Source organism: Micromonospora sp. NPDC049139 (genome assembly GCF_055586845.1).
In genome coordinates, this window is the sequence record NZ_JBVJHK010000031.1 from 19,512 (window position 1) to 37,928 (window position 18,417).

Genomic DNA, 18,417 nt, shown 5'->3' on the forward strand with positions numbered 1-18,417 from the left:
GATATGACGGGGGCGGGCGCGAAAACTCATCACCAGGGGGTCGATCGCCATGCCTGAGTACGGCCTCGGTACTGGTGGGCTCCCCTGATCAGCTGTCGCTGGTTACCCGGGGTACCCAGCCTGCTGGTGACCTTCCGTGATCTCCGGCGGCGTATCGGCTCCAGGTTCCTCCAGTCTCGTTGCGGAGGCGGCTGGTGGTCTTGTCGTGGTGGCCGAGAGCGTCCGCGACGACGGATGCGGGCAGTTCGAGGAGTTGCTGGCGGAGGGCGGCGCCGCGGGCGGCGGCGATCGGGATTCCGGCCTGGTTCAGGAGCGCGGACAGGTGGTTGGGGCCGAGGGGCTGGCCGGGGCGGCGTCCTGGGAAGAGCCAGCGGGACGCCGGGTTGGTGGCTGTGTTCATGTTGCCGCGGTTCGTGATGTGTTCCAGCAACAGGGCGGCGACCGGCGGGGGAACGGGTGAGGGCGGCTCGCCGAGTCGTAGCAGCACGGTGTCGCCGTCGCGGATGACGTCGTCGAGGGTGAGCCGGACGACGCGGCTCAGCGGTTGTGCGTGGAGGAGAACGATGACTCCGGCGACACGGAGCCGCATCGGTATCTCCGTGTCGGTCAGAAGTCTGCCCAGGGCGGCGAGGCGTTCGTCTTCGCTCAGTGCGGGCCGACGGGCGATTTTCATCGCTGGGATGGCCAGGGAACGTCGGCAGTGCCGGCCCTGCATGGCCCAGTTGAGGAAGCCTCTCAGGCGGGTGCGAGCGTGCTCGGCGTTCCCGGCGAGCCAGGCGTCGATGTCTACCTGGCCGCAGGACGCGAGGGTGGTGTTCCGCTCGTCGAGCCATTAGCTCGGGATCGGCGATGCCGGCCAGGTGACCGGGAATCCAGCGCTGAAAGGAACAGAGGTGCTTGTCGACCGCGGGTAGGACTCCGCATGCCATGAGGAGTTCTTCCAGGTGAGAGGCCGCCCGCCAGGGCTGGAGTTCGTGGAACGCGTCGTGGGTCAGCGGAATCTCGCCGAGGCCGAGCCGGCGAAGCAGCCGCGAGGCGTTCCCCAGCTGCCCGCGGCGCATGTTCAGCCAGGCCAGTCCGCTTCCGGGCTTGTCCATCGTCACCAGCAGGTCGAGCAACGGGACCAGCGCGGGACGGACGCGGCCCGTGCCGTCGTCGAGAAGGGCGGTGAGGCGGTCGGTGAGCGTGCAGCGTTCGCAGAGCCGATCGCCCAGGAGCTTGCCCTCGAAGCCGCAGCGTGAGCAGTCGAAGGTCTGGGAGAAGCCAACGCAGGTGGGGCAGATCGGGGCCCCGTCGCCGGGTCGGAGCCCGGGAAGGGCCCGGTCCTGGCCGCATCCTGGGCAGGTGCCTCGTGTCCGGACGGCGCGATCCGAACAGGTCCGGCAGACGTATCCGTCCGGCCAGGTGCCGGCCTTGTGTCTGCGGAGGCCGCAGCGGCAGCACTCGGCCATGAACCAGCGTTCGTACTGTTCGTCGGTGGCGTAGGGGCGGGTCATGCGTCGGGCAGGATGCGGGCCGCGCGGGGGCGGAGCTTGGCGACGTTCGCGGGCGGGGTGGGAAGGTCGCCGGTGGCGGTCTTGCGGACGCCGACGTTCTCGGCGGTGGTGGCCACCAGGTCGGCCGGGGTGCAGGACAGGATGTCGCAGAGTGCGGCCATGACCTGCAATGACAGTCGTTCGGGGGTGCCGGAGACCAGGCGATGGACTTGGGAGGCGGACAGGTCGATGCCGCGTTCGCGCAGCAGCGGCACCAGCTCGGTGGCCGTGAAGATCTGGTGCTGGGCCATGACCTCACGCAGCCGCCAGGTGTAGCCGACCTTGCGCATCATGCTTGGCTCCCGGTCTGGGTCTGGAGAGCGGCGGTGATGGTGGAGTCCAGATGCCGCCGCAGGGCGCGGGTGCGGAAGTCCGAGGACACGCAGGTGTAGAGGGAGGTGGTGCTGGCGTGTTCGTGGCCGACCTGCTCCTGGACGAAGCGCGGGTCCCAGCCGTCCTCGATCAGGTGGGTGACGTAGGACCTGCGGAAAGAGTGGAAGTCGAGCCCGTCGCCCAGGCTGAGGGCCTTGCGGTAGGTGATGAAGCGGGAGTTGAGCCGCTGGCAGGCGATCCGCAGGCCCCGCTCGGAGGGCCAGGCCGCCGGGTTGTTGTCGGTGCCGAACAGCGGGCGGACCTCGGTGAACCACTCGTCCAGGACGTCCGGTGTCCAGTCGAAGACGGTCAGCACCCCGCGGCGTTTGGGCGGCGAGCCCTTCTTGGCCTTGCCGAACCGGACCTGGCAGCGGCCGTACTCGCCGCCGTGCGGGTTGCGGCCGAAGTCGGCGGCGTCGAGCATCCGTGTCTCGTTGCGCCGCGTCCCGAAGGCGTAGGCGGTCTTGAACAGCGTCGCGTCGCGAAAGGCGGGCAGCCAGCCCTTGCGGCCGAAGGCCTTTATGCGGGCGACCTCGTCGTCGCAGTGCGCGAAGAAGGCGTGCAGCTCGGCCTTGGTGAACGCGCGCTTCTTGGCGCCCGCCTCATTGTCCTGGACATGCACCGCGGTGTTCCACTCGTGCACCACCTGCACGGGGTGGGTCCCGCTGCCGTGGCTCGGGTTCGTACCCGATGAGGTGGCGTTGGCGCCGGACGTCGCGGTGGGCCGGTTGTCGCAGCAGCTAGGGATCGCGATGGGTGAGCTGCGCGGGTACGGCGAGCGCGAGCAGACCCGCACGGATCACCTGAGGGAGGTGGCCGGCTACGCCGGCTGGCGGTCGGTGAACACCGGCGAGTGGAAGGACCTTGACGAGTTCCTGTTCGCTCGGGCGATGGAGCACGACTCGCCGAAGCTGCTGCTCCGGCTGGCCTGCGAGTACCTGCTGTCGTCGCGGGTGATGCGTCCGGGCGTGATCCTTCTGCTGCGGCGGGTGGCCGCGGCCCGGGCTCGGGCTCGGACGGAGACCTGGTCGCGGGTACGGCATCTGCTCACGGACCGGCGGTGCGCCGAGCTGGACCTGCTGCTGGTCCCGGACGCCTATCTCGGCCGGACCCCGCTGGCCTGGCTGGGCGTGGGGCCGACGTCGTCGAGCCCGGCCGCGGTGAAGGCGGAGCTGGAGAAGCTGGCCTATCTGCGCTCGACAGGGGCCAGGCGGCGACACCCTGTGGGGCCGGGCGGTCCCACAAACGGGGCAGCTCGACAGGGCCCACGTCACCCGACCCGCCCGGACCTGCCGACTGCGGGTCGACGGGTCGCCACCCCGCAGCCGACCCCACGCCAACCCCACCGACCCCACGCCGACGCCTCACCGACGCTTCGCGGCAGCCGTACCGCACAACCGACATCCAGGCACGGACGGCGCGCGACCACCGACGGGGTGTGGCCCGCCGTGCCCGGCGCAGGGATCAAGCCTGACCGCCCGGAGCCGGGCACGGCGGGCCACACCAAACACCCCCCACGACACGCCCGCAAGGATCAGGCCGGGCGGAGGATGCCGAGGCGTTGGGTGGCGCGGGTGAGGGCGACGTAGAGGTCGCTGCGGCCCCGCGGTGACTCGGCCACGATGCGGTCGGGGTCGACCAGCAGGACGGAGTCGAATTCGAGGCCCTTGGCCTGGGCGACGGTGAGCACCACCACCCGGCTCTCCAGCTCCGGGTGCTCGCCCACGGCCGCCTCCGGCAGGGCGGCGGTGACCGCGGCGCCCAGCTCGTCGACCCGGCCGGCCGGCACGATCACCCCGAGCCGGCCGTCGTCGAGGCCGGCCGCCTCCCGGGTCGTCGCGTCGACCACTTCCGCCGCCAGCCGCTCCGGCGCCACCGCGCGGTCCCACGGCGGCACCCCGCCGGAGCGTACGGAGCGGGGCGGGCGCAGCGCCGGGTCGATCTCGGCGAGCACGTCGGCGGCGACGGCCATGATCTCGGCCGGGGTGCGGTAGCTGACGGTCAGCTCCTCCAGCCGCCAGCGCTGCGCCACGTACGGCTCCAGCGCGTCGGCCCAGGACGGCGTGCCGGCCAGCGCGCCGGTCTGCGCCACGTCGCCGACGATGGTCATCGAGCGGCTCGGGCAGCGGCGCATCAGCAGCCGCCACGCCATCGGCGACAGCTCCTGCGCCTCGTCGACGATCACGTGCCCGAACGCCCAGCTCCGGTCGGCCGCGGCCCGCTGGGCGGTGGTCAGCCGTTCCGCCTCCTCCTGCCGCTCCAGCAGGCGGTCGGCGTCGATCAGGTCGGTCACGCCGAGGATCTCGCCGCCGTCGGCCTCGTCCTCCACGTCGATCGACCGGGAGCCGCGGGCGATCTCCAGCACGCCCTCGGCGTACTCCCGTTGCATGGCCCGGATCCGCTCGCGGCGTGCGGCGGCGGCCCGCTCGTCCTCGCCGAGCAGCTCCGCCGCCTCGTCCAGCAGCGGCACGTCGGCCGGCGTCCAGCCGCCCGGCTCGCGGTGCAGCAGGGCGCGCTCGGCGTCGGTGAGCATGGGCGCCGCGGCGGCGATCCGCTCGGTGTCGGCGTACAGGTCGGCGAGCAGGCGCTGCGGGGTGAGCACCGGCCAGAGCCGGTCGAGGGCGGCCCGCACCTCGGGCTCCTCGCGCAGCTCGCGGCGGATCTCGGCGACGTCGGCCTCCTCCAGCAGGTTCTCCCCGCCCAGCGGGTCCGCGCCGATCCGCTCGGCGACCTGGGCCGCGAGCGCGTGGATGATCTCGACGTCGAAGAGGGCCCGGGCCAGGTTGTGCGGGCGGCCGGAGCGGCGGGCCCGGTCCCTGGCGGCGCGGACGGTCTCCGGGTCGAGCCGGAGCACCTCCTGCTGCGGCAGCTCGATCTCCAGCGGCTCGTCGGACACCCACTGCCGGTCCCGTACGGCGGCGGCCAGCACGTCCACCATCACCGCCCGGCCCTTCAGCGCGGCGGTCCCGGCGGGCTCGGTGCGCCGGGCGCTGACGCCGGGGAAGAGGTCGCCCTGCGTCCGCAGCAGCACGCCCGTCTCGGCCAGCGCCGGCAGCACCTGCGAGATGTAGCGCAGGAACGTGGCGTTCGGGCCGACCAGCAGCACGCCCCGGGTGGAGAGCTGCTGCCGGTGGGTGTAGAGCAGGTACGCCGCGCGGTGCAGCGCCACCGCCGTCTTGCCGGTGCCCGGGCCGCCCTGCACCACGAGTACGCCCGGCAGGTCGGCGCGGATGATCCGGTCCTGCTCGGCCTGGATGGTCTCCACGATGTCGCGCATCCGGCCGGTCCGGCCGGCGGTGAGCGCGGCGAGCAACGACGCCTCGCCGGTCAGTTCCTCGTGTGCGGTGGGGGAGGCGGTGGCGAGGTCCAGCACCTCGTCGTTGAGCGCGGTCACCTTGCGCTCCCGGGTGCGCAGGTGCCGGCGGCGGCGCACCCCCTGCGGGTTGGCAGCGGTGGCGAGGTAGAAGGCGCGGGCCGCCGGGGCGCGCCAGTCCATCAGCAGCGGGTCGTAGTCGCCGCTGGTGTCGAAGATGCCAATCCGGCCGATGTAGTGGGGGCCGCCCTCGTCGGTGTCGAGGCGGCCGAAGCAGAGGCCGTTCTCCACCGCGGCGAACTGCTCGATCTGATCGGCGTACATCCGCACCGCGCTGTCGCGCTGGGAACGGGCCTGCTGGGTGCCGCCGGTCGCTCGCAGCTCCTCGGTCAGCCGGCGGGACGCCTGCTCACGCAACCCGTCCAGCCGCCGGTAGAGCATCGAGACGTATTCCTGTTCGCGGCCGATCTCGTCGTCGGACTGCAATTCAGCGGAATCGGCGGAATGCCTTGACAAGCCGTCTCCCAATTGGTTAGTATCTCTCTCGGAACGGCTTTCGAGGGCCGTTCCTTTTTGTTGCGCCAACTGAGAAAGATACCGCGCACCGGCCGTCCGGACCAAGCGCGCCGGGCCACGTCATGCGGCGCCCCACGGACGAGTCGGGGGCCCGCCGTGTGGCGGACCCCCGATCGCTCGACTCCGCTCAGCCCTTCGCCACCTCGTAGAGCCGCTCCGGGGTCACCGCCCCCGCGATCACCCGGCCGTCGTCGGTGAGCAGCACGCTGAACAGCTTCCCGGTGAGCAGCCGCCCGCTGCCCCAGTCGCCGCTGACGGCGGGCAGCGCGCCGAGCAGCGCCGCCGCCTCGCCGGCCGGCTCGCGGCCGGCGCCGGCCGCAGGGGCCTTGCCGGGGCCGCCGGGCGCGCCGGCGCCGTCGAGCCGCGCGACCACCACAGTGCCCCAGCCCTCGCCGACCGTACGCACGTCCGGCCGCTCGCCGTCGCCTGCCCGGTCCTTGCGCGTGCCGGCCGGGCGTTCCCCGACCGTCTCCTCGGTCACCTTCACGCCGGGCGGCGGGTTGAAGGTGAACTGGTCGGCGTCCGGCCGGGCGTACGACACCTCGGTGAAGGCCATCTCGAAGGCCGGCTGGTCACTGCCGTCGGCGAAGACCTCGAAACGCAGCGGCACGTGCTCGCGCGCGTCGATGGCGATGCGCACCTGGTGCACCAGCGAGGCGGCGTCGCGCGGCGCGAGCACCAGCTCGTACGCGTCCCGCCCGGCGACCGTGGCGGACCGGCCGACGCTCACCTCGGTGCTCGGGTCGATCGCGGCGAGGGCCCGGTCGGCCGCGTCCTGCGGCGTGGCCGGCAACTCCGGGGCGGCGGCCTCGCCCTCGCCCACCGGCAGGGTGCGGTGGGTGGCGGCGTTGGCCCGGCTGTCCCAGGTCCACACGTCCCGGCCGTTGCGGATGACGTCCCGCTCGCCGAGGGTGTCCAGCAGGGCGATCCGCTGCCGGTCCGGGCCGGAGTGCCAGACGCGCAGCGTGTGCGTGCCGGTCAGCAGACCGGTCAGGTTGTCGCCGCCGACCAGCCCGGCCAGCGGCGGCAGGCCCAGGTCGGCGCGCTGCACGACCGTGCCGGAGAGCCCCTCCAACCGGGAGGTCTGCAGGTCGACCAGGAGTTGGGCGGCGGTGCGCGGCGGCAGGCTCGGCTCGGCCTGGGCGGCGAACGTGCCGAGTGCGGCGCCGCCGCCGATGACGGTCACGACGGCGGTCGCCGGGACCAGCCATCGCAGGACGGGACGGCTCTTCAGGACGGACATGTGACACCTCCTGATGACATCCTGCCCGTTCGACGCTGTGAGGGTGCTGAGGACGACGGTACGGCCACCCGCGCGGGGGTGGCACCCTTGACTGCGTGCGGGTGCTGGTGGTGGAGGACGAGTCCCGGCTGGCGTCCGCCCTGCAACGGGGGCTGCAGGCCGAGGGGTTCGCGGTGGACGTGGCGGCGACCGGCCCGGCGGGACTCGACGCGGCGCGGCACGGCGGCTACGACGCGATGATCCTCGACGTGATGCTGCCCGGCCTCTCCGGCTACGAGGTGGTCCGCCGCCTGCGCGCCGAGGAGCACTGGCTGCCGGTCCTCATGCTCTCGGCCAAGGACGGCGAGTACGACCAGGCCGACGGGCTGGACTGCGGTGCCGACGACTACCTCACCAAACCCTTCTCGTACGTGGTGCTGCTGGCCCGGCTGCGGGCCCTGCTGCGCCGCGGCGCGCCCGAACGCCCCACGGTGCTCGCGGTCGGCGACCTGCGGCTCGACCCGGCCCGGCGGCGGGTGACCCGGGCCGACGCCGAGGTCGCGCTGACCGCCCGCGAGTTCGCGCTGCTGGACTACCTGATGCGCCGCCCCGGCGAGGTGGTCTCCAAGACCGAGCTGCTGGACCACGTCTGGGACGCCAGCGACGAGACCGCGCCCAACGCCGTCGAGGTCTACGTCGGCTACCTGCGGCGCAAGATCGGCCGTGAACGGCTGGAGACGGTCCGGGGCGCCGGCTACCGGCTCGCCACATGACGGGCGAAGGAAGGGCCCCTTCCTATCGCCTCCGGTATAGGAAGGGTCCCTTGCTAACACGGCGGCTGCGTGCCGCGCTCGGGCTGCGGGGGCGGCTGATGGTGGTCGGGGTACTGGGCGTCTCGCTGGGGCTGGCCGTCGGCGGGCTGGTCCTGCTCGGCGTACTCGGCTGGTCGCTGCAACGCGCCGTCGACACCGAGGCGTTCCGGACCGCCGACGCCGTGGCGCTGTTGGCCGCCGAGGACGCCCTGCCCGACCCCCTGCCGGTGGCCGGGGGACAGGTCCGGGTGCAGGTGGTCGACGCGCAGGGACGGGTGCGGGCCGCCTCGATCGACGCCGACCGGCTCGTGCCGATGGTCCCGCCCGACCGGATCGAGGCCGGCGCGCGGCAGCGGCTGACGGTGTCGGGGGAGCGGATCGACCTGGCCGGGCCGGTCCGGGTGGTGGCCGTGCCGGCCGGCACGGCCGCCGAGCCGCTCACCGTCCTGGTGGCCCGCTCGCTGGCGGACGCGCGGCACAGCGGGCACGTCGTGCGGACCATCCTGCTGGTGAGCTTTCCGCTGCTGGTGGCCGTGCTCGCCGCCGTCGCCTGGCGGGTGGTCGGGGCCACCCTGCGCCCGGTGGAGACGCTGCGCCGGGGCGCCGAGGAGATCACCGGGCGCAACGGGGGCGGGCGGCTGCCCGTACCGGCCTCGCAGGACGAGATCCACCGGCTGGCGGTCACCCTCAACGGGATGCTGGGCCGGCTGGAGTCGGCCCGGGACCGGCAACGGGCCTTCGTCGCCGACGCCGCCCACGAGCTGCGCAGCCCGTTGGCCAACATCCGTACGGAGCTGGAGGTGGCCCGGCGGCTGGCCGACCGGACGGACTGGACGGCCGTGTCGGCGAACCTGCTCGCCGACACCGAGCGCCTCGGCCGGCTCGTCGACGACCTGCTGCTGCTGGCCCGCCTCGACGAGCGCCCGCCGGCGCGGGCCACCGGGCCGGTCGACCTGGGCGCGCTGCTCGCGTCGGTGGCCGGCCGGTACCCGTCCCCGCCGGTGCGCCTCGACGCGCCGGCGGCGCCGCTGTGGACCGAGGGCGACCCCGACGAGCTGCGCCGGGTCCTGGCCAACCTGGTCGACAACGCGGTGCGGCACGCCCGGGGCGAGGTGGTGCTCGCGGCCGGGCCGGCCGGCCCCGGGGGCGCCCCGGCCCGGTCCACCTCCGGCCCGGATGGCGGCGGGCGGTCCGTCGACGGCGGGAGCGGCGGAGCCCGGTCCACCGGCGCGGGGGACGGCGCGGCGGCGTACCACCTGGTGACAGTGACCGACGACGGGCCCGGGATCCCGGCCGCGGACCGGGAGCGGGTCTTCGGCCGGTTCACCCGGCTCGACGACGCGCGGGCGCGCGACGACGGGGGCGCCGGGCTCGGCCTGGCCATCGTGCGCGAGCTGGTCCGCCGGGCCGGCGGCCGGATCGAGCTGACCGATGCCCGTCCCGGCGGCGACGGCGGCGCGGGGCTGCGGGTGCGCCTGCTGCTGCCGGCCCTGACCGACCCGGAGCGGCCCTGAGGGGACGCCCGCCCGTCGCCCCCGCCGACGGCAGCTCCAGGGAAGCGGCCAGGGCGAACGGGCCGCCCGCCTGGATCTTGCCGACCCGGTCAGCGACGGCGGGTGCAGACCTCCTGCGCCCGCGCGATCGTGTCAGTGGACCACACGACGGCGACCGTGAAGCAGTAGTCGGTGCTGCGGTTCAGCCCGTAGACGACGAAGTCGGTGGTGCCGGCGGGCAGGTTGGCGAACGCCGTCTGGGCCTGGCCGACCCGGCCGCCCGAGATGACCACCGGGCCCTCGCCGCCGGCGGGGTACGTCCAGCGCAGCGCGACGTTGTCGCGGTTGTCGCGCAGGGTGACGGCCCCCGGCGGGGTGCCGGGGGAGGCGACCGCCCCCGCCGTCGGGCCGGCGGCGGGCGGGGTGACCGTGGCGGCCGGCGGGCCGGTGCCGGCCGGGGTCGAGGCGGGCGCGCCGGTCGCGGCCGGAGGTGTCGGGTCGTCGTCGCCGTCCATCCCCGCCACCCCGGCGATCACGGCCGCGGTGCCGAGCAGTACCACCGCGACGCCGCCCACGACGAGGGGCAGCAGCCGGTTGTCCCGCCGGGCCGGCGCGCGGTGCACGGGCACCGGCAGCAGCCGCGACGGCTCGTGCGGCTGGTACGGCACCTCGGGCGCGCCGTGCGGGCGGACCCGGTGCACCCCGTCGGCCTTCTCGGCGGCGCCGCCGGCCAGCGGCACGACCGACGGCGGCACGGCGCTGTCGGCGGGCCGGTCCCCGGCGTCGGGATCGGGGGGCCACCAGCCCCGCGCCGGGTCCTCCGCCGGCTGCCGGGGATTCGGCACCGGGTGCGGCTGCCCGGCGACCGGCTCGTACGGGTCCGGCTCGCCGGGCCGGTAGCCCGGCTGCGAGGGGTGGTACGCCGTCGACGCGTCACCGGGGGGCGGGGTGCGCGCGGCCGGCACGATCGGGTCGTCCCGCCCGACGGGGGCGGTGTCGGCGCAGACATGATCCGGGCTGGCGGCCGCCCGGGCGAGCGTCGCCACCTGCGCCGCCAGCGGATCGTCGGCCGGAAGGTGCTGCCGGCAGAGCTCCCGGGCCAGCGCCAGGTTGTCGTGCGCCTCGGCGAACTGCCCGCAGTCGCGCTGCATCGCCCCGAGCCGCGCCAGCATCTTGATGCCGCTGGGGTGCCCGTCGCCGTAGACCTCGCGGTGCAGCTCCCAGGCGTCCTGGAGTCGGTCGCGGGCCACCTGGCACTGGCCGCGCGCGTACTCCACGGTCGCCAGGTCGGCGTGGGCGGCGAGCACCCGCAGCGACTCCGGGCCGTCCAGGGCGGTCAGCTCGATGATCACTTCCTGGTAGAGCCGGGCGGCGCGGGACCAGCTCCCGACCCGGTGCAGCACCGCCGCCAGGGTGGCCGCGGCGGCCACGGTGCGCTGGTCGGAGCGCCCGTGCAACCTGTTCGTGGCCGCGTACGCGAAGGCGGCCCAGCCCCGGGCGGAGTGCGGTTCGCCGAGGGCGACCAGCACGCGGGCCTGGAGGCTGGCGGCCTCGGCCAGCTCGGGCGTGGCGTTGGCCGGGCGCGGGTCGGCGTCGGTCAGCGCGTCGGCGAGCAGCCGTTGGGCGCCGGCGAGGTCGCCGGTGGACACCAGGTGGTGCGCCTGGTCAGTCAGTTCCCCGAAGCCGGAAGGCACGCCCCATCGTGCTCACCCGACGACGGTAAGTACAAGACCCGGGCCGCAGTGGATTGGTCAGGATCCGGTCAGGTGGTCGACGAGCGCCTCGCTGATCCGGCGCAACTGGTCCACCTGGGCGGGGCTCAGCGCGTCGAACAGGTGCCGGCGTACCCCCTCGACGTGGCCGGGCGCGGCGGCGGCGAGGGTCGCGAAGCCCTCGTCGGTGAGGACGGCGATCTGGCCGCGCCGGTCGGAGGGGCACTCCTCGCGGCGGACCCAGCCGGCCGCCTCCAGCCGGGCCACGGCGTGCGAGAGCCGGCTGCGGGAGGAGCCGCTCGCCTCGGCGAGGTCGCTCATCCGCAGCCGCCGTTCCGGCGCCTCGGAGAGCCGGACCAGAATCTCGTAGTAGGCGTGCGGCATCCCGGCGTCGTGTTGCAGCTCGCGGTCGAGCGTCTCCATCAGCGCGCGGGAGGCGGTCAGGAACGCACGCCAGGTGCGCTGCTCGTCCGGGTCCAGCCAGCGGGTCATGACCACCATCATACGCCCGGTAGTTGAATGTTCAACCAAATCGCGCTAGCGTCGGTGACATGGGAATCCACCGCCTCAACCACGCCGTGCTCTACGTCAGTGACCTCGCCCGCAGCGTCGCCTTCTACCGCGACGTGCTGGGCTTCCGGCAGATCCCGATGACCCCGGACGGCTTCCGGGGCGCCGCCTTCCTCCAGGCCCCCGGCTCCACCAACGACCACGACCTCGGCCTGTTCGAGGTCGGCCAGGGCGCGCGCCGCTCCGCCGCCGGCCGCGGCACCGTCGGCCTCTACCACCTGGCCTGGGAGGTCGACACCCTCGACGAGCTGGCCGTCACCGCCGAGCGGCTCGCGGCGGCCGGCGCCCTCGTGGGCACCTCCGACCACGGCACCACCAAGAGCCTCTACGGGCAGGACCCGGACGGCCTGGAGTTCGAGATCGTCTGGCTGGTGCCCGCCGACCGGCTCGACGACGCCGCCCTGGCCGCCCGCAAGCGGATCGGCCGGCTCGACCTGGCCGCCGAGCGGCGGCGCTACGGCGGCCAGACCCGCGGCGGGGTGGGCATCTCCGTCCCGGCCTGAGCCGGCCACCCCGGCGGATCCCCTGCCCGGCCGGCCCCGGGCGACGCCGCCCTCGGGCCCGGGGGAGCGGCGCCCGGCCCGGGGGAGCGGCGCCCGGCCCGGGCCGGGTGCGGTAGAACGGCAGCATGCCGACCGACGCCGTCCTGCACGAGCTGCTCGTCCGACACCTGGAGACCTGGCTGCCGGGGGCGCTGCACCGCGCCCGCCGGGTCACCGTCGCCCTGGCGTACGACGACGGCGACGCCGACTCCGCCGAGGCCGCCCTGCGGGTGGTCGCCGAGTACGCCGACCGGCTGCGGGGCCGCCAGCTCACCGTGCTCGTGCTCGCCGCCGGCACCGAGGAGCTGCCGGCCCGGCTGGGCGCGGTGGAGGCGGACCTGCCGGCCGAGGCCACCGTGCACCTGATGCCCGGCGGGACCGCCCGGCTGCCGGTGGCGCTCAAGGCGGCCGGCGCGACCGGCGGGCCCCTGCTGTCGTACGTGGACGGGCCCGCCGACCCGGCCGTGCTGACCGCCGTGGCGGGCGGCAGGCCGGCCGAGGTGCTGCTCGCCACCGCGCCCGGCGCACCCGCCCGGGGCGCCCTCGCCGACGCCGGCTTCCCGCTGGCGACCGAGGTGGAGCTGGTGCCCGCCGACGGCGGGCCCGCGCGGCTGCTCGCCTTCGCGACCGGCTCGGACAAGAGCCTGGAGGCGTTCAAGGAGGCGCTCTGGGCGGTCGACGAGTTCGCCGGGGTCCGCTACCGCGACCCGGCCGACCCGGCCGGCCGGCTGCTCGACATCGCGCTGGCCCCCGAGCCCGGGCCGCTGCGCCGGGAACTGCTGGCCGAGTTGGCCCGTTCCGGCCCGCGTACGGTCACCGAGCTGCGCCGGTACGCCCTGACCGCGACCGTCTACCGCTCGGCCGACGCCGTCCGGGCGCTGACCGGGCTGCTCGGGACGGGAGAGGTGACCCGCGACCCGGAGCACGGCCGGCTCGGCGGCGACGTGGTCGTCACCGGCCGGGACGCGCGGTCGACTCCCTGACCGCGCCGCCGGGTTCGCGGCCGGCCCATTCCACGCCGAGCCCTCCGCGCCGGCGCAACACCTGAGCGACGGCACCACTCCTGCCCGACGGCGCCTTTCTTCCGCGCCGGCGCCACTCCTCGGGCGATGGCGGCCCGAACGTCGGGCGGGGCGCCGGTGGAGACCACCGGCACCCCGCGCGACCTCGGGACGTCACGCCCGGGACTTGTCCTGCTTCCAGGACAGCGGGCCCGGCAGGTCGACGCGGTGCGCCCTGGCCCGGGAGTTCCAGGACCAGCGGCCGATCTTGATGCTCCAGGACGAGAAGCCGTTCTCGGTGAAGTTCAGGATGATCGGGCCGTACTTCTTGCGCTTGCGGAACATCAGACCCATCGCGGGGCTCCCTTCGATTCCCTTCCCTGTCCTGACGGAACCGAACATGCCCGGAGCGCTGATTTCCGAAACCCGTCCCGGTCTGTCGTGGACGGTGCCCGCAGGGCCGACAATCCCTATCCACCAGATGGGTGTTACGGGTCGGTGGACCCTGGTGTGGATGGGGAGATGACGAAAGCGCCGACCCCGATCTCATCTTCTGGAAGGACGTTGACCGGCCGGTACGCCCGCCGGCACCATGAGGTCATGTCGCAGCGGGACGAGCTCCTCCTCACCGCTCGCGTGCACGTCGACCTGGTCCGGCACGCGAGCGCGCTCTGTTGAGCTGACCGGCACCACCCCGGCCCGGCCCCATCGCCGCACTTCGCCCGCCCGTCCGCTCGACGCGGAGCGGCGCGTGCCTCCCTGCCCCTCGTCGGGCTTTCCTCCACCGCGTCGTGGACAGATCAGGAGACTCCCATGGACTCACCCCGTCGTACCCGTCCGCGTGTCCTCTCCGCGGCCGCCGTCACCGCCGTGGGCCGGGTGGCGGCATGAGCACCGACAAGATCCTCTTCGACCGGGTGACGAAGACCTTCCCGGCCCGCGCCGGCCGGCGTGCGTCCCCCGGCGCGGTCACCGCGCTGGACGAGGTCACCCTCGGCGTACGCCCCGGCGAGTTCCTCGTCGTCGTCGGGCCCGGCGGCTGCGGCAAGTCCACCCTGCTCGACCTGCTCGGCGGGCTGTCCCGGCCCACCGGCGGGCAGGTGCTGGTCGACGGCCGGCCGGTCACCGGGCCCGGCCTGGACCGGGGGCTCGTCTCCCAGCAGTACGCGCTGCTGCCCTGGCGCACCGCCGCCGGCAACGTCGCGTACGGACTGGAGGCCAGGGGCGTGCCCCGGGCCGAACGCGCCGACCTGGTCGCGCACTACCTGGGACTGGTGGGGCTCACCGGGTTCGCCGACCGCTACCCGCACGAGCTCTCCGGCGGCACGAAGCAGCGGGTGGCCATCGCCCGCAGCCTCGCCCACGACCCGGACGTCCTGCTGATGGACGATCCGTTCGGCGCCCTCGACGCGCAGACCCGCGACTCGTTGCAGGACGACCTCGTGCGGATCTGGGAGCGCACCGGCAAGACGGTCGTGTTCGTCACGCACGGCATCGACGAGGCGGTCCACCTCGGCCGGCGGGTCGCGGTGATGACCTCGCGGCCAGGCCGGATCAAGCAGGTCGTCGACATCGACCTCGGCGACCGCGACGCCGTGGCGGACGTCCGCTCCTCCGACGCCTTCCGCCACCACCGCCACCAGATCTGGGCGCTGCTGCGCGACGAGGTCCGCGCCGCACAGGCCGCCCCGGCCCTGGTGCCGGCGTGACCACCGTCGAGCGTCCCCGGGCGGACACCGCCGACCTGCTGCCGGTGGACCGGGACCTGTACCGGGCGCTGCTGCGCCGGCAGGCCGCGACGGTCACGGTGGTCACCGCCGTCGCCCCGGGCACCGTCGAGCCGGCCTGCCTCGGCGGCCTCGGCGAGCCCGTCCGGGTCGGGTTCACCGCCACGTCGTTCACCTCGGTCTCGCTGGACCCACCGCTGGTCTCGTTCTGCCTCGGCGTCGCCTCGTCGAGCTGGCCGGTGCTCGCCCGGGCCGAGCACGTCGCCGTGCACCTGCTCGGCGCCGGCCAGCGGGAGGCCGCCCGGGTCTTCGCCACCAGCGGGGTGGACCGCTTCGCCGCGTACCCGCACTGGACGCCGGGGCCGTTCGGGGTGCCGCTGCTGACCGGAGTGCTGGCCCGGCTGCTCTGCCGGATCGTGCACCGGCTGCCGGCCGGCGACCACACCCTCTTCGTCGCCGAGCCGCTCGCCCTCGGCGGCGGCGAGGACGGCGACCCGCTGGTCTACCACCGCGGCGGCTACACCGGCGCGGTCACTGCGGCGCCGGCGTGACCGGCTCGGCGGCGTCGGGCGTGCGCGCGGCGGACGGGTGCGCGTCCGCCGCGCCACCGCCCGGCGGGGAGCCGCTCGCGCTGGACCGGGCCGCCCAGGACCTGCTGTGGGTGGTGACCACCGGCAGGCCGCCGGGTGTCTCAGGCGGGGGCGCGGCCGACGGCGAGGACGCGGGTGACGCTGCCGTCGTCCTCGGCGATGTCGCGCTCGTGGACGAAGCCGAGCTTGCCCAGCAGCGCCAGCGAGGCGTGGTTGGCGTCGGCGACCGTCGCGTACACCCGGGGCAGGCCGAGGGTGTCGAAGCCGTACCGGACCAGGGCCCGGGCCAGCTCGGTGCCGAGGCCGGCGCCCCAGGCCGGCTTCGCCAGCGCGTAGACGAGCTCGTGGCCGTCGACCTGGTCGGTCCGCTTGATCTCGGCATGCCCGACGTACCGGCCCTCGCGGCGGACCGCCCAGACGTCGAAGAGGTCGGCCGCGTAGACCTTGGTGAAGACCCGCCCGAACAGTGCGCCGGCCGCCTCGGCCGCCATCGGGCCGTCGCCCATGAACCGGCCCACCTCCGGGTCGGTGAAGAGGGCGACGAAGTCCTCGGCGTCGTCGGGCCCGTAGGGCTCCAGCAGCAGCCGGTCGGTGTGCAGGGTGGGGGTGGGCATCAGCGCGGCTCCCAGGCGTCGGGCAAAGCGGTCAACCTACGCACGTGGGCGGGCAGCCGACCACTGATTATCTCCGCGAGGCTCACCTCGTCGACCACCCGTCGCACGGCCGCCCGCACCGCCACCCAGAGCCCGGGCAGGTTCTCGGCCGCGCCCTCGTAGCTGGTCTCCTCCGGGCGCAGGCCGCGGACCCCGGCCAGCGGACCCTCCACCGCGCGCAGCACCGCGCCGACGGTCACCTCCCGCGGCGGCCGGGCCAGCGTGTAACCGCCCTCCGCGCCGCGCTGCGCCCGGACGATGCCAGCCCGCCGCAGGTCGGCCAGCACCGCCTCCAGGAACTTGCGCGGCATGTCCTGCTCCGCCGCGATGGCCTGGGTGGAGAGCAATCGGGGGTACGCGGTGGCAAGGCTCAGGGCCGCCCGTACCGCGTAGTCGCCGCGCGCGGAGATCTGCACCCCGTCATCATGCCCGGCGGAGCCCGCCGACCGCGTCGGCGGGCGGACGGGGCCGGACGACCGGACCGGGCGCCGGCTGCTCACGGGCGGCCCGGAACGCGCCCGGGCTCATCCCGACCTCACGGGTGAAGAACCGCCCGAAGTTCGTCGGCTCGGAGAAGCCCAGCCGCCGCCCGATCTGGGCGACCGGCTCGTCGGTGGCGGCCAGCAGCCGGCTCGCCTGGAGGGCCACCCGCTCGTCGACCACCTGCTTGGCGCTGCGCCCGGCCACCGCGAGGCAGGCCCGGGTGAGCGTCCGCACCGAGCAGCCCAACCGGTCGGCGTAGTCCTCGACCCGGCGGGTGTGCTGGTAGCCGCGCTCGATCTCCCGGCACAGCCGGTGGAAGGTGGCGGCCTCCGCCCGCGGCACCGGACGGGGGCCCTCGGGCAGCAGGGAGAGCCGGAGCAGCAGCACGGCGAGCTGGTGGCGGAGCAGGCCGCGGGCGGCGGCCAGCCCGTGGTGCCGCTGGCAGTCCACCGCGAGCTGGCTCACCTCGGTGATCACCGCGTCCTCGTCCTCGCCGGCGAGCTGGAGCCAGGCCGGGACGGCGTCCGGGTCGACGTCCAGCCCGCGCAGCGCGTCGGCGTCCCAGCGCACCACCGTGGCGTCGAGGTGCGGGCCGGCGCAGCGCAGCACCTGACCGGCGCGCACCCGCAGCAGCGTGCCGGGCCGGCAGGGCAGCGCGCGGAAGTCAAGCTCGGCGGTGCCGTGTCCGCCGGCGGTCAGGATGAGCAGGTCCCGGTCCAGCAGCACCGGACGCCGCCAACCCGGGCCGGACGCGAGGTCACCCAGGGTGAGCGTGTCGATCTCGGCTGGGGTGGTGGCAGGGGTGTCGGGCGGCGCGGGGGAGAGCTGACCGGAAGAGACCATCGCCTGCGACGGTAGCCCGGGGCGACGATCATCGCATCCCGAAGACGGCGGGCGGGGGTTGTCCGGGCTGTCGGCGGCGGGCTACGTTACCGAGCGGTAGAGCCGTCCGGTCGCGGCACGCCCGCGGCCGGTCGCACCGGCCGGGCCGGCCGCGTTCACCCCCGGCGGTCCCGGCCGACTCGCGATGGGATGGGCATGACGGATCTGTTCTCGGTAGACGGCAAGACGGTCCTGGTCACCGGCGGCTCGCGGGGGATCGGCCTGATGATCGCCCAGGGCTTCGTCCGGGCCGGCGCGCACGTGATCATCTCGTCCCGCAAGGCCGACGTGTGCGAGGCCGTGGCCAAGGAACTCTCCGCCGAGGGGCGCTGCGAGGCCATCCCCGCCGACCTCAGCAGCGACGTGGGCGCCGAGGGCCTCGCCGCCGCCGTCCGGGAGCGCGTCGACCGGCTCGACGTGCTGGTCAACAACGCGGGCGCGACCTGGGGCGCGCCGCTGGAGGCGTACCCGGAGAGCGCGTTCGACAAGCTCTGGGCCGTCAACGTCAAGGCCGTCTTCCGGCTCACCACCGCGCTGCTGCCCGCGCTGCGGGCGTCCGCCAGCCCCGACGACCCGGCCCGCGTGATCAACATCGGCTCCGTCGACGGCATCCGGGTGCCGTTCATGGAGGTGTACGCGTACTCGGCGACCAAGGCCGCCGTGCACATGCTCACCCGCAGCCTCGCCCACCAGCTCGCCGGCGAGCAGATCACGGTCAACGCGATCGCGCCGGGGCCGTTCGAGAGCAAGATGATGGCGTTCGCGCTGGACGACCCCGCGTCCCGGGCCGCCATCGAGGGGCAGGTGCCGCTCGGGCGGATCGGCCGGCCGGAGGACATGGCCGGCACCGCGATCTACCTGTCGTCCCGCGCCGGGGCGTACCTCACCGGCGCGGTGATCCCGGTCGACGGCGGCATAACCACGCACGGCTGAG

Annotated in this window: 20 protein-coding genes and 1 pseudogene; 10 read left to right on the forward strand and 11 right to left on the reverse strand. The window is 74.9% G+C overall.

What is annotated here, in order from left to right; genetic code table 11:
- Positions 1-88: 88 nt before the first annotated feature.
- The gene (locus ACZ6Q9_RS31850) at positions 89-589 is read right to left on the reverse strand and encodes a hypothetical protein (protein ID WP_396830823.1); all 501 of its coding nucleotides are present in this window, start codon (positions 587-589) and stop codon (positions 89-91) included.
- A 385-nt stretch (positions 590-974) separates the two neighbouring features.
- Between ACZ6Q9_RS31850 and ACZ6Q9_RS31855 the strand changes: the two genes are divergently transcribed.
- Positions 975-1,241, forward strand: a complete 267-nt coding sequence (locus tag ACZ6Q9_RS31855) for a hypothetical protein (protein WP_396830825.1) — start codon at positions 975-977, stop codon at positions 1,239-1,241.
- A 251-nt stretch (positions 1,242-1,492) separates the two neighbouring features.
- Here the strand turns inward: ACZ6Q9_RS31855 and ACZ6Q9_RS31860 are convergent, their stop codons facing one another.
- Both ACZ6Q9_RS31860 and ACZ6Q9_RS31865 read right to left on the reverse strand, forming a co-directional pair.
- On the reverse strand, positions 1,493-1,828 hold the full coding sequence (locus tag ACZ6Q9_RS31860; RefSeq protein ID WP_396830827.1) for a helix-turn-helix domain-containing protein: 336 nt from the start codon (positions 1,826-1,828) through the stop codon (positions 1,493-1,495).
- Positions 1,825-2,559: a tyrosine-type recombinase/integrase gene (locus tag ACZ6Q9_RS31865; protein WP_396830829.1), complete on the reverse strand. Its 735-nt coding sequence runs from the start codon at positions 2,557-2,559 to the stop codon at positions 1,825-1,827. The genes ACZ6Q9_RS31860 and ACZ6Q9_RS31865 overlap by 4 nt, the downstream gene beginning before the upstream one ends.
- A 13-nt stretch (positions 2,560-2,572) precedes the next feature.
- Here ACZ6Q9_RS31865 and ACZ6Q9_RS31870 point away from each other — a divergent pair.
- Positions 2,573-3,190, forward strand: a pseudogene (locus ACZ6Q9_RS31870) (DUF4158 domain-containing protein); the annotation flags it as partial.
- Between the two features lie 251 nt (positions 3,191-3,441).
- Here the strand turns inward: ACZ6Q9_RS31870 and ACZ6Q9_RS31875 are convergent.
- Together ACZ6Q9_RS31875 and ACZ6Q9_RS31880 are read right to left on the reverse strand one after the other, a co-directional pair.
- A complete protein-coding gene (locus ACZ6Q9_RS31875) occupies positions 3,442-5,661 on the reverse strand; it encodes a HelD family protein (protein WP_396830869.1) in 2,220 nt (739 codons plus the stop codon).
- A gap of 262 nt (positions 5,662-5,923) precedes the next feature.
- The gene (locus ACZ6Q9_RS31880) at positions 5,924-7,039 is read right to left on the reverse strand and encodes a LolA family protein (RefSeq protein ID WP_393452241.1); all 1,116 of its coding nucleotides are present in this window, start codon (positions 7,037-7,039) and stop codon (positions 5,924-5,926) included.
- A gap of 95 nt (positions 7,040-7,134) precedes the next feature.
- Here ACZ6Q9_RS31880 and ACZ6Q9_RS31885 point away from each other — a divergent pair, with 95 nt between their 5' ends.
- Together ACZ6Q9_RS31885 and ACZ6Q9_RS31890 are read left to right on the forward strand one after the other, a co-directional pair.
- Positions 7,135-7,791 (forward strand): response regulator transcription factor, encoded by a 657-nt coding sequence (locus ACZ6Q9_RS31885; protein WP_350685874.1) that lies wholly within the window; start codon positions 7,135-7,137, stop codon positions 7,789-7,791.
- A gap of 98 nt (positions 7,792-7,889) precedes the next feature.
- Entirely contained in the window at positions 7,890-9,344 is a 1,455-nt protein-coding gene (locus tag ACZ6Q9_RS31890) for an ATP-binding protein (RefSeq protein ID WP_396830870.1), read from the forward strand.
- 89 nt (positions 9,345-9,433) lie between these two features.
- Here ACZ6Q9_RS31890 and ACZ6Q9_RS31895 read toward each other — a convergent pair whose 3' ends face one another.
- Both ACZ6Q9_RS31895 and ACZ6Q9_RS31900 read right to left on the reverse strand, forming a co-directional pair.
- Positions 9,434-11,017 carry a tetratricopeptide repeat protein gene (locus ACZ6Q9_RS31895; protein WP_396830831.1) on the reverse strand — a complete coding sequence of 528 codons (1,584 nt, stop codon included), beginning with the start codon at positions 11,015-11,017 and terminating at the stop codon, positions 9,434-9,436.
- Between the two features lie 57 nt (positions 11,018-11,074).
- Positions 11,075-11,536, reverse strand: a complete 462-nt coding sequence (locus ACZ6Q9_RS31900; protein WP_357703536.1) for a MarR family winged helix-turn-helix transcriptional regulator — start codon at positions 11,534-11,536, stop codon at positions 11,075-11,077.
- A gap of 50 nt (positions 11,537-11,586) precedes the next feature.
- On the opposite strand from ACZ6Q9_RS31900, the gene ACZ6Q9_RS31905 reads away from it, so the two are divergent.
- Together ACZ6Q9_RS31905 and ACZ6Q9_RS31910 are read left to right on the forward strand one after the other, a co-directional pair.
- Positions 11,587-12,108 (forward strand): VOC family protein, encoded by a 522-nt coding sequence (locus tag ACZ6Q9_RS31905; RefSeq protein ID WP_393265102.1) that lies wholly within the window; start codon positions 11,587-11,589, stop codon positions 12,106-12,108.
- Positions 12,109-12,233: 125 nt separating this feature from the next.
- Positions 12,234-13,130 (forward strand): hypothetical protein, encoded by an 897-nt coding sequence (locus tag ACZ6Q9_RS31910; RefSeq protein ID WP_396830833.1) that lies wholly within the window; start codon positions 12,234-12,236, stop codon positions 13,128-13,130.
- 192 nt (positions 13,131-13,322) lie between these two features.
- Here the strand turns inward: ACZ6Q9_RS31910 and ACZ6Q9_RS31915 are convergent, their stop codons facing one another.
- Positions 13,323-13,502: a DUF4236 domain-containing protein gene (locus ACZ6Q9_RS31915; protein ID WP_350706667.1), complete on the reverse strand. Its 180-nt coding sequence runs from the start codon at positions 13,500-13,502 to the stop codon at positions 13,323-13,325.
- A gap of 168 nt (positions 13,503-13,670) precedes the next feature.
- Between ACZ6Q9_RS31915 and ACZ6Q9_RS31920 the strand changes: the two genes are divergently transcribed.
- The 3 genes from ACZ6Q9_RS31920 to ACZ6Q9_RS31930 all read left to right on the forward strand — a co-directional run bounded on the left by ACZ6Q9_RS31920 (position 13,671) and on the right by ACZ6Q9_RS31930 (position 15,426).
- On the forward strand, positions 13,671-13,826 hold the full coding sequence (locus tag ACZ6Q9_RS31920; RefSeq protein ID WP_396830835.1) for a putative leader peptide: 156 nt from the start codon (positions 13,671-13,673) through the stop codon (positions 13,824-13,826).
- 209 nt (positions 13,827-14,035) lie between these two features.
- The gene (locus ACZ6Q9_RS31925; RefSeq protein WP_396830837.1) at positions 14,036-14,857 is read left to right on the forward strand and encodes an ABC transporter ATP-binding protein; all 822 of its coding nucleotides are present in this window, start codon (positions 14,036-14,038) and stop codon (positions 14,855-14,857) included.
- Entirely contained in the window at positions 14,854-15,426 is a 573-nt protein-coding gene (locus tag ACZ6Q9_RS31930) for a flavin reductase family protein (RefSeq protein ID WP_393265092.1), read from the forward strand. The genes ACZ6Q9_RS31925 and ACZ6Q9_RS31930 overlap by 4 nt, the downstream gene beginning before the upstream one ends.
- A 140-nt stretch (positions 15,427-15,566) precedes the next feature.
- On the opposite strand, the gene ACZ6Q9_RS31935 is transcribed toward ACZ6Q9_RS31930, so the two are convergent.
- Genes ACZ6Q9_RS31935 through ACZ6Q9_RS31945 form a run of 3 tightly spaced genes read right to left on the reverse strand, consistent with a single transcriptional unit; the run spans position 15,567 to position 17,444 of the window.
- A complete protein-coding gene (locus tag ACZ6Q9_RS31935) occupies positions 15,567-16,079 on the reverse strand; it encodes a GNAT family N-acetyltransferase (protein WP_396830840.1) in 513 nt (170 codons plus the stop codon).
- Positions 16,079-16,534: an RrF2 family transcriptional regulator gene (locus ACZ6Q9_RS31940; protein WP_334605641.1), complete on the reverse strand. Its 456-nt coding sequence runs from the start codon at positions 16,532-16,534 to the stop codon at positions 16,079-16,081. Before ACZ6Q9_RS31940 ends, ACZ6Q9_RS31935 begins: the two co-directional genes overlap by 1 nt.
- A gap of 7 nt (positions 16,535-16,541) precedes the next feature.
- Positions 16,542-17,444, reverse strand: coding sequence for a helix-turn-helix transcriptional regulator (locus ACZ6Q9_RS31945; RefSeq protein ID WP_396830842.1), 903 nt, complete (start codon positions 17,442-17,444; stop codon positions 16,542-16,544).
- Between the two features lie 195 nt (positions 17,445-17,639).
- Here ACZ6Q9_RS31945 and ACZ6Q9_RS31950 point away from each other — a divergent pair, with 195 nt between their 5' ends.
- Positions 17,640-18,416 (forward strand): SDR family oxidoreductase, encoded by a 777-nt coding sequence (locus tag ACZ6Q9_RS31950; RefSeq protein WP_396830843.1) that lies wholly within the window; start codon positions 17,640-17,642, stop codon positions 18,414-18,416.
- The last annotated feature ends 1 nt before the right edge of the window (position 18,417 follow it).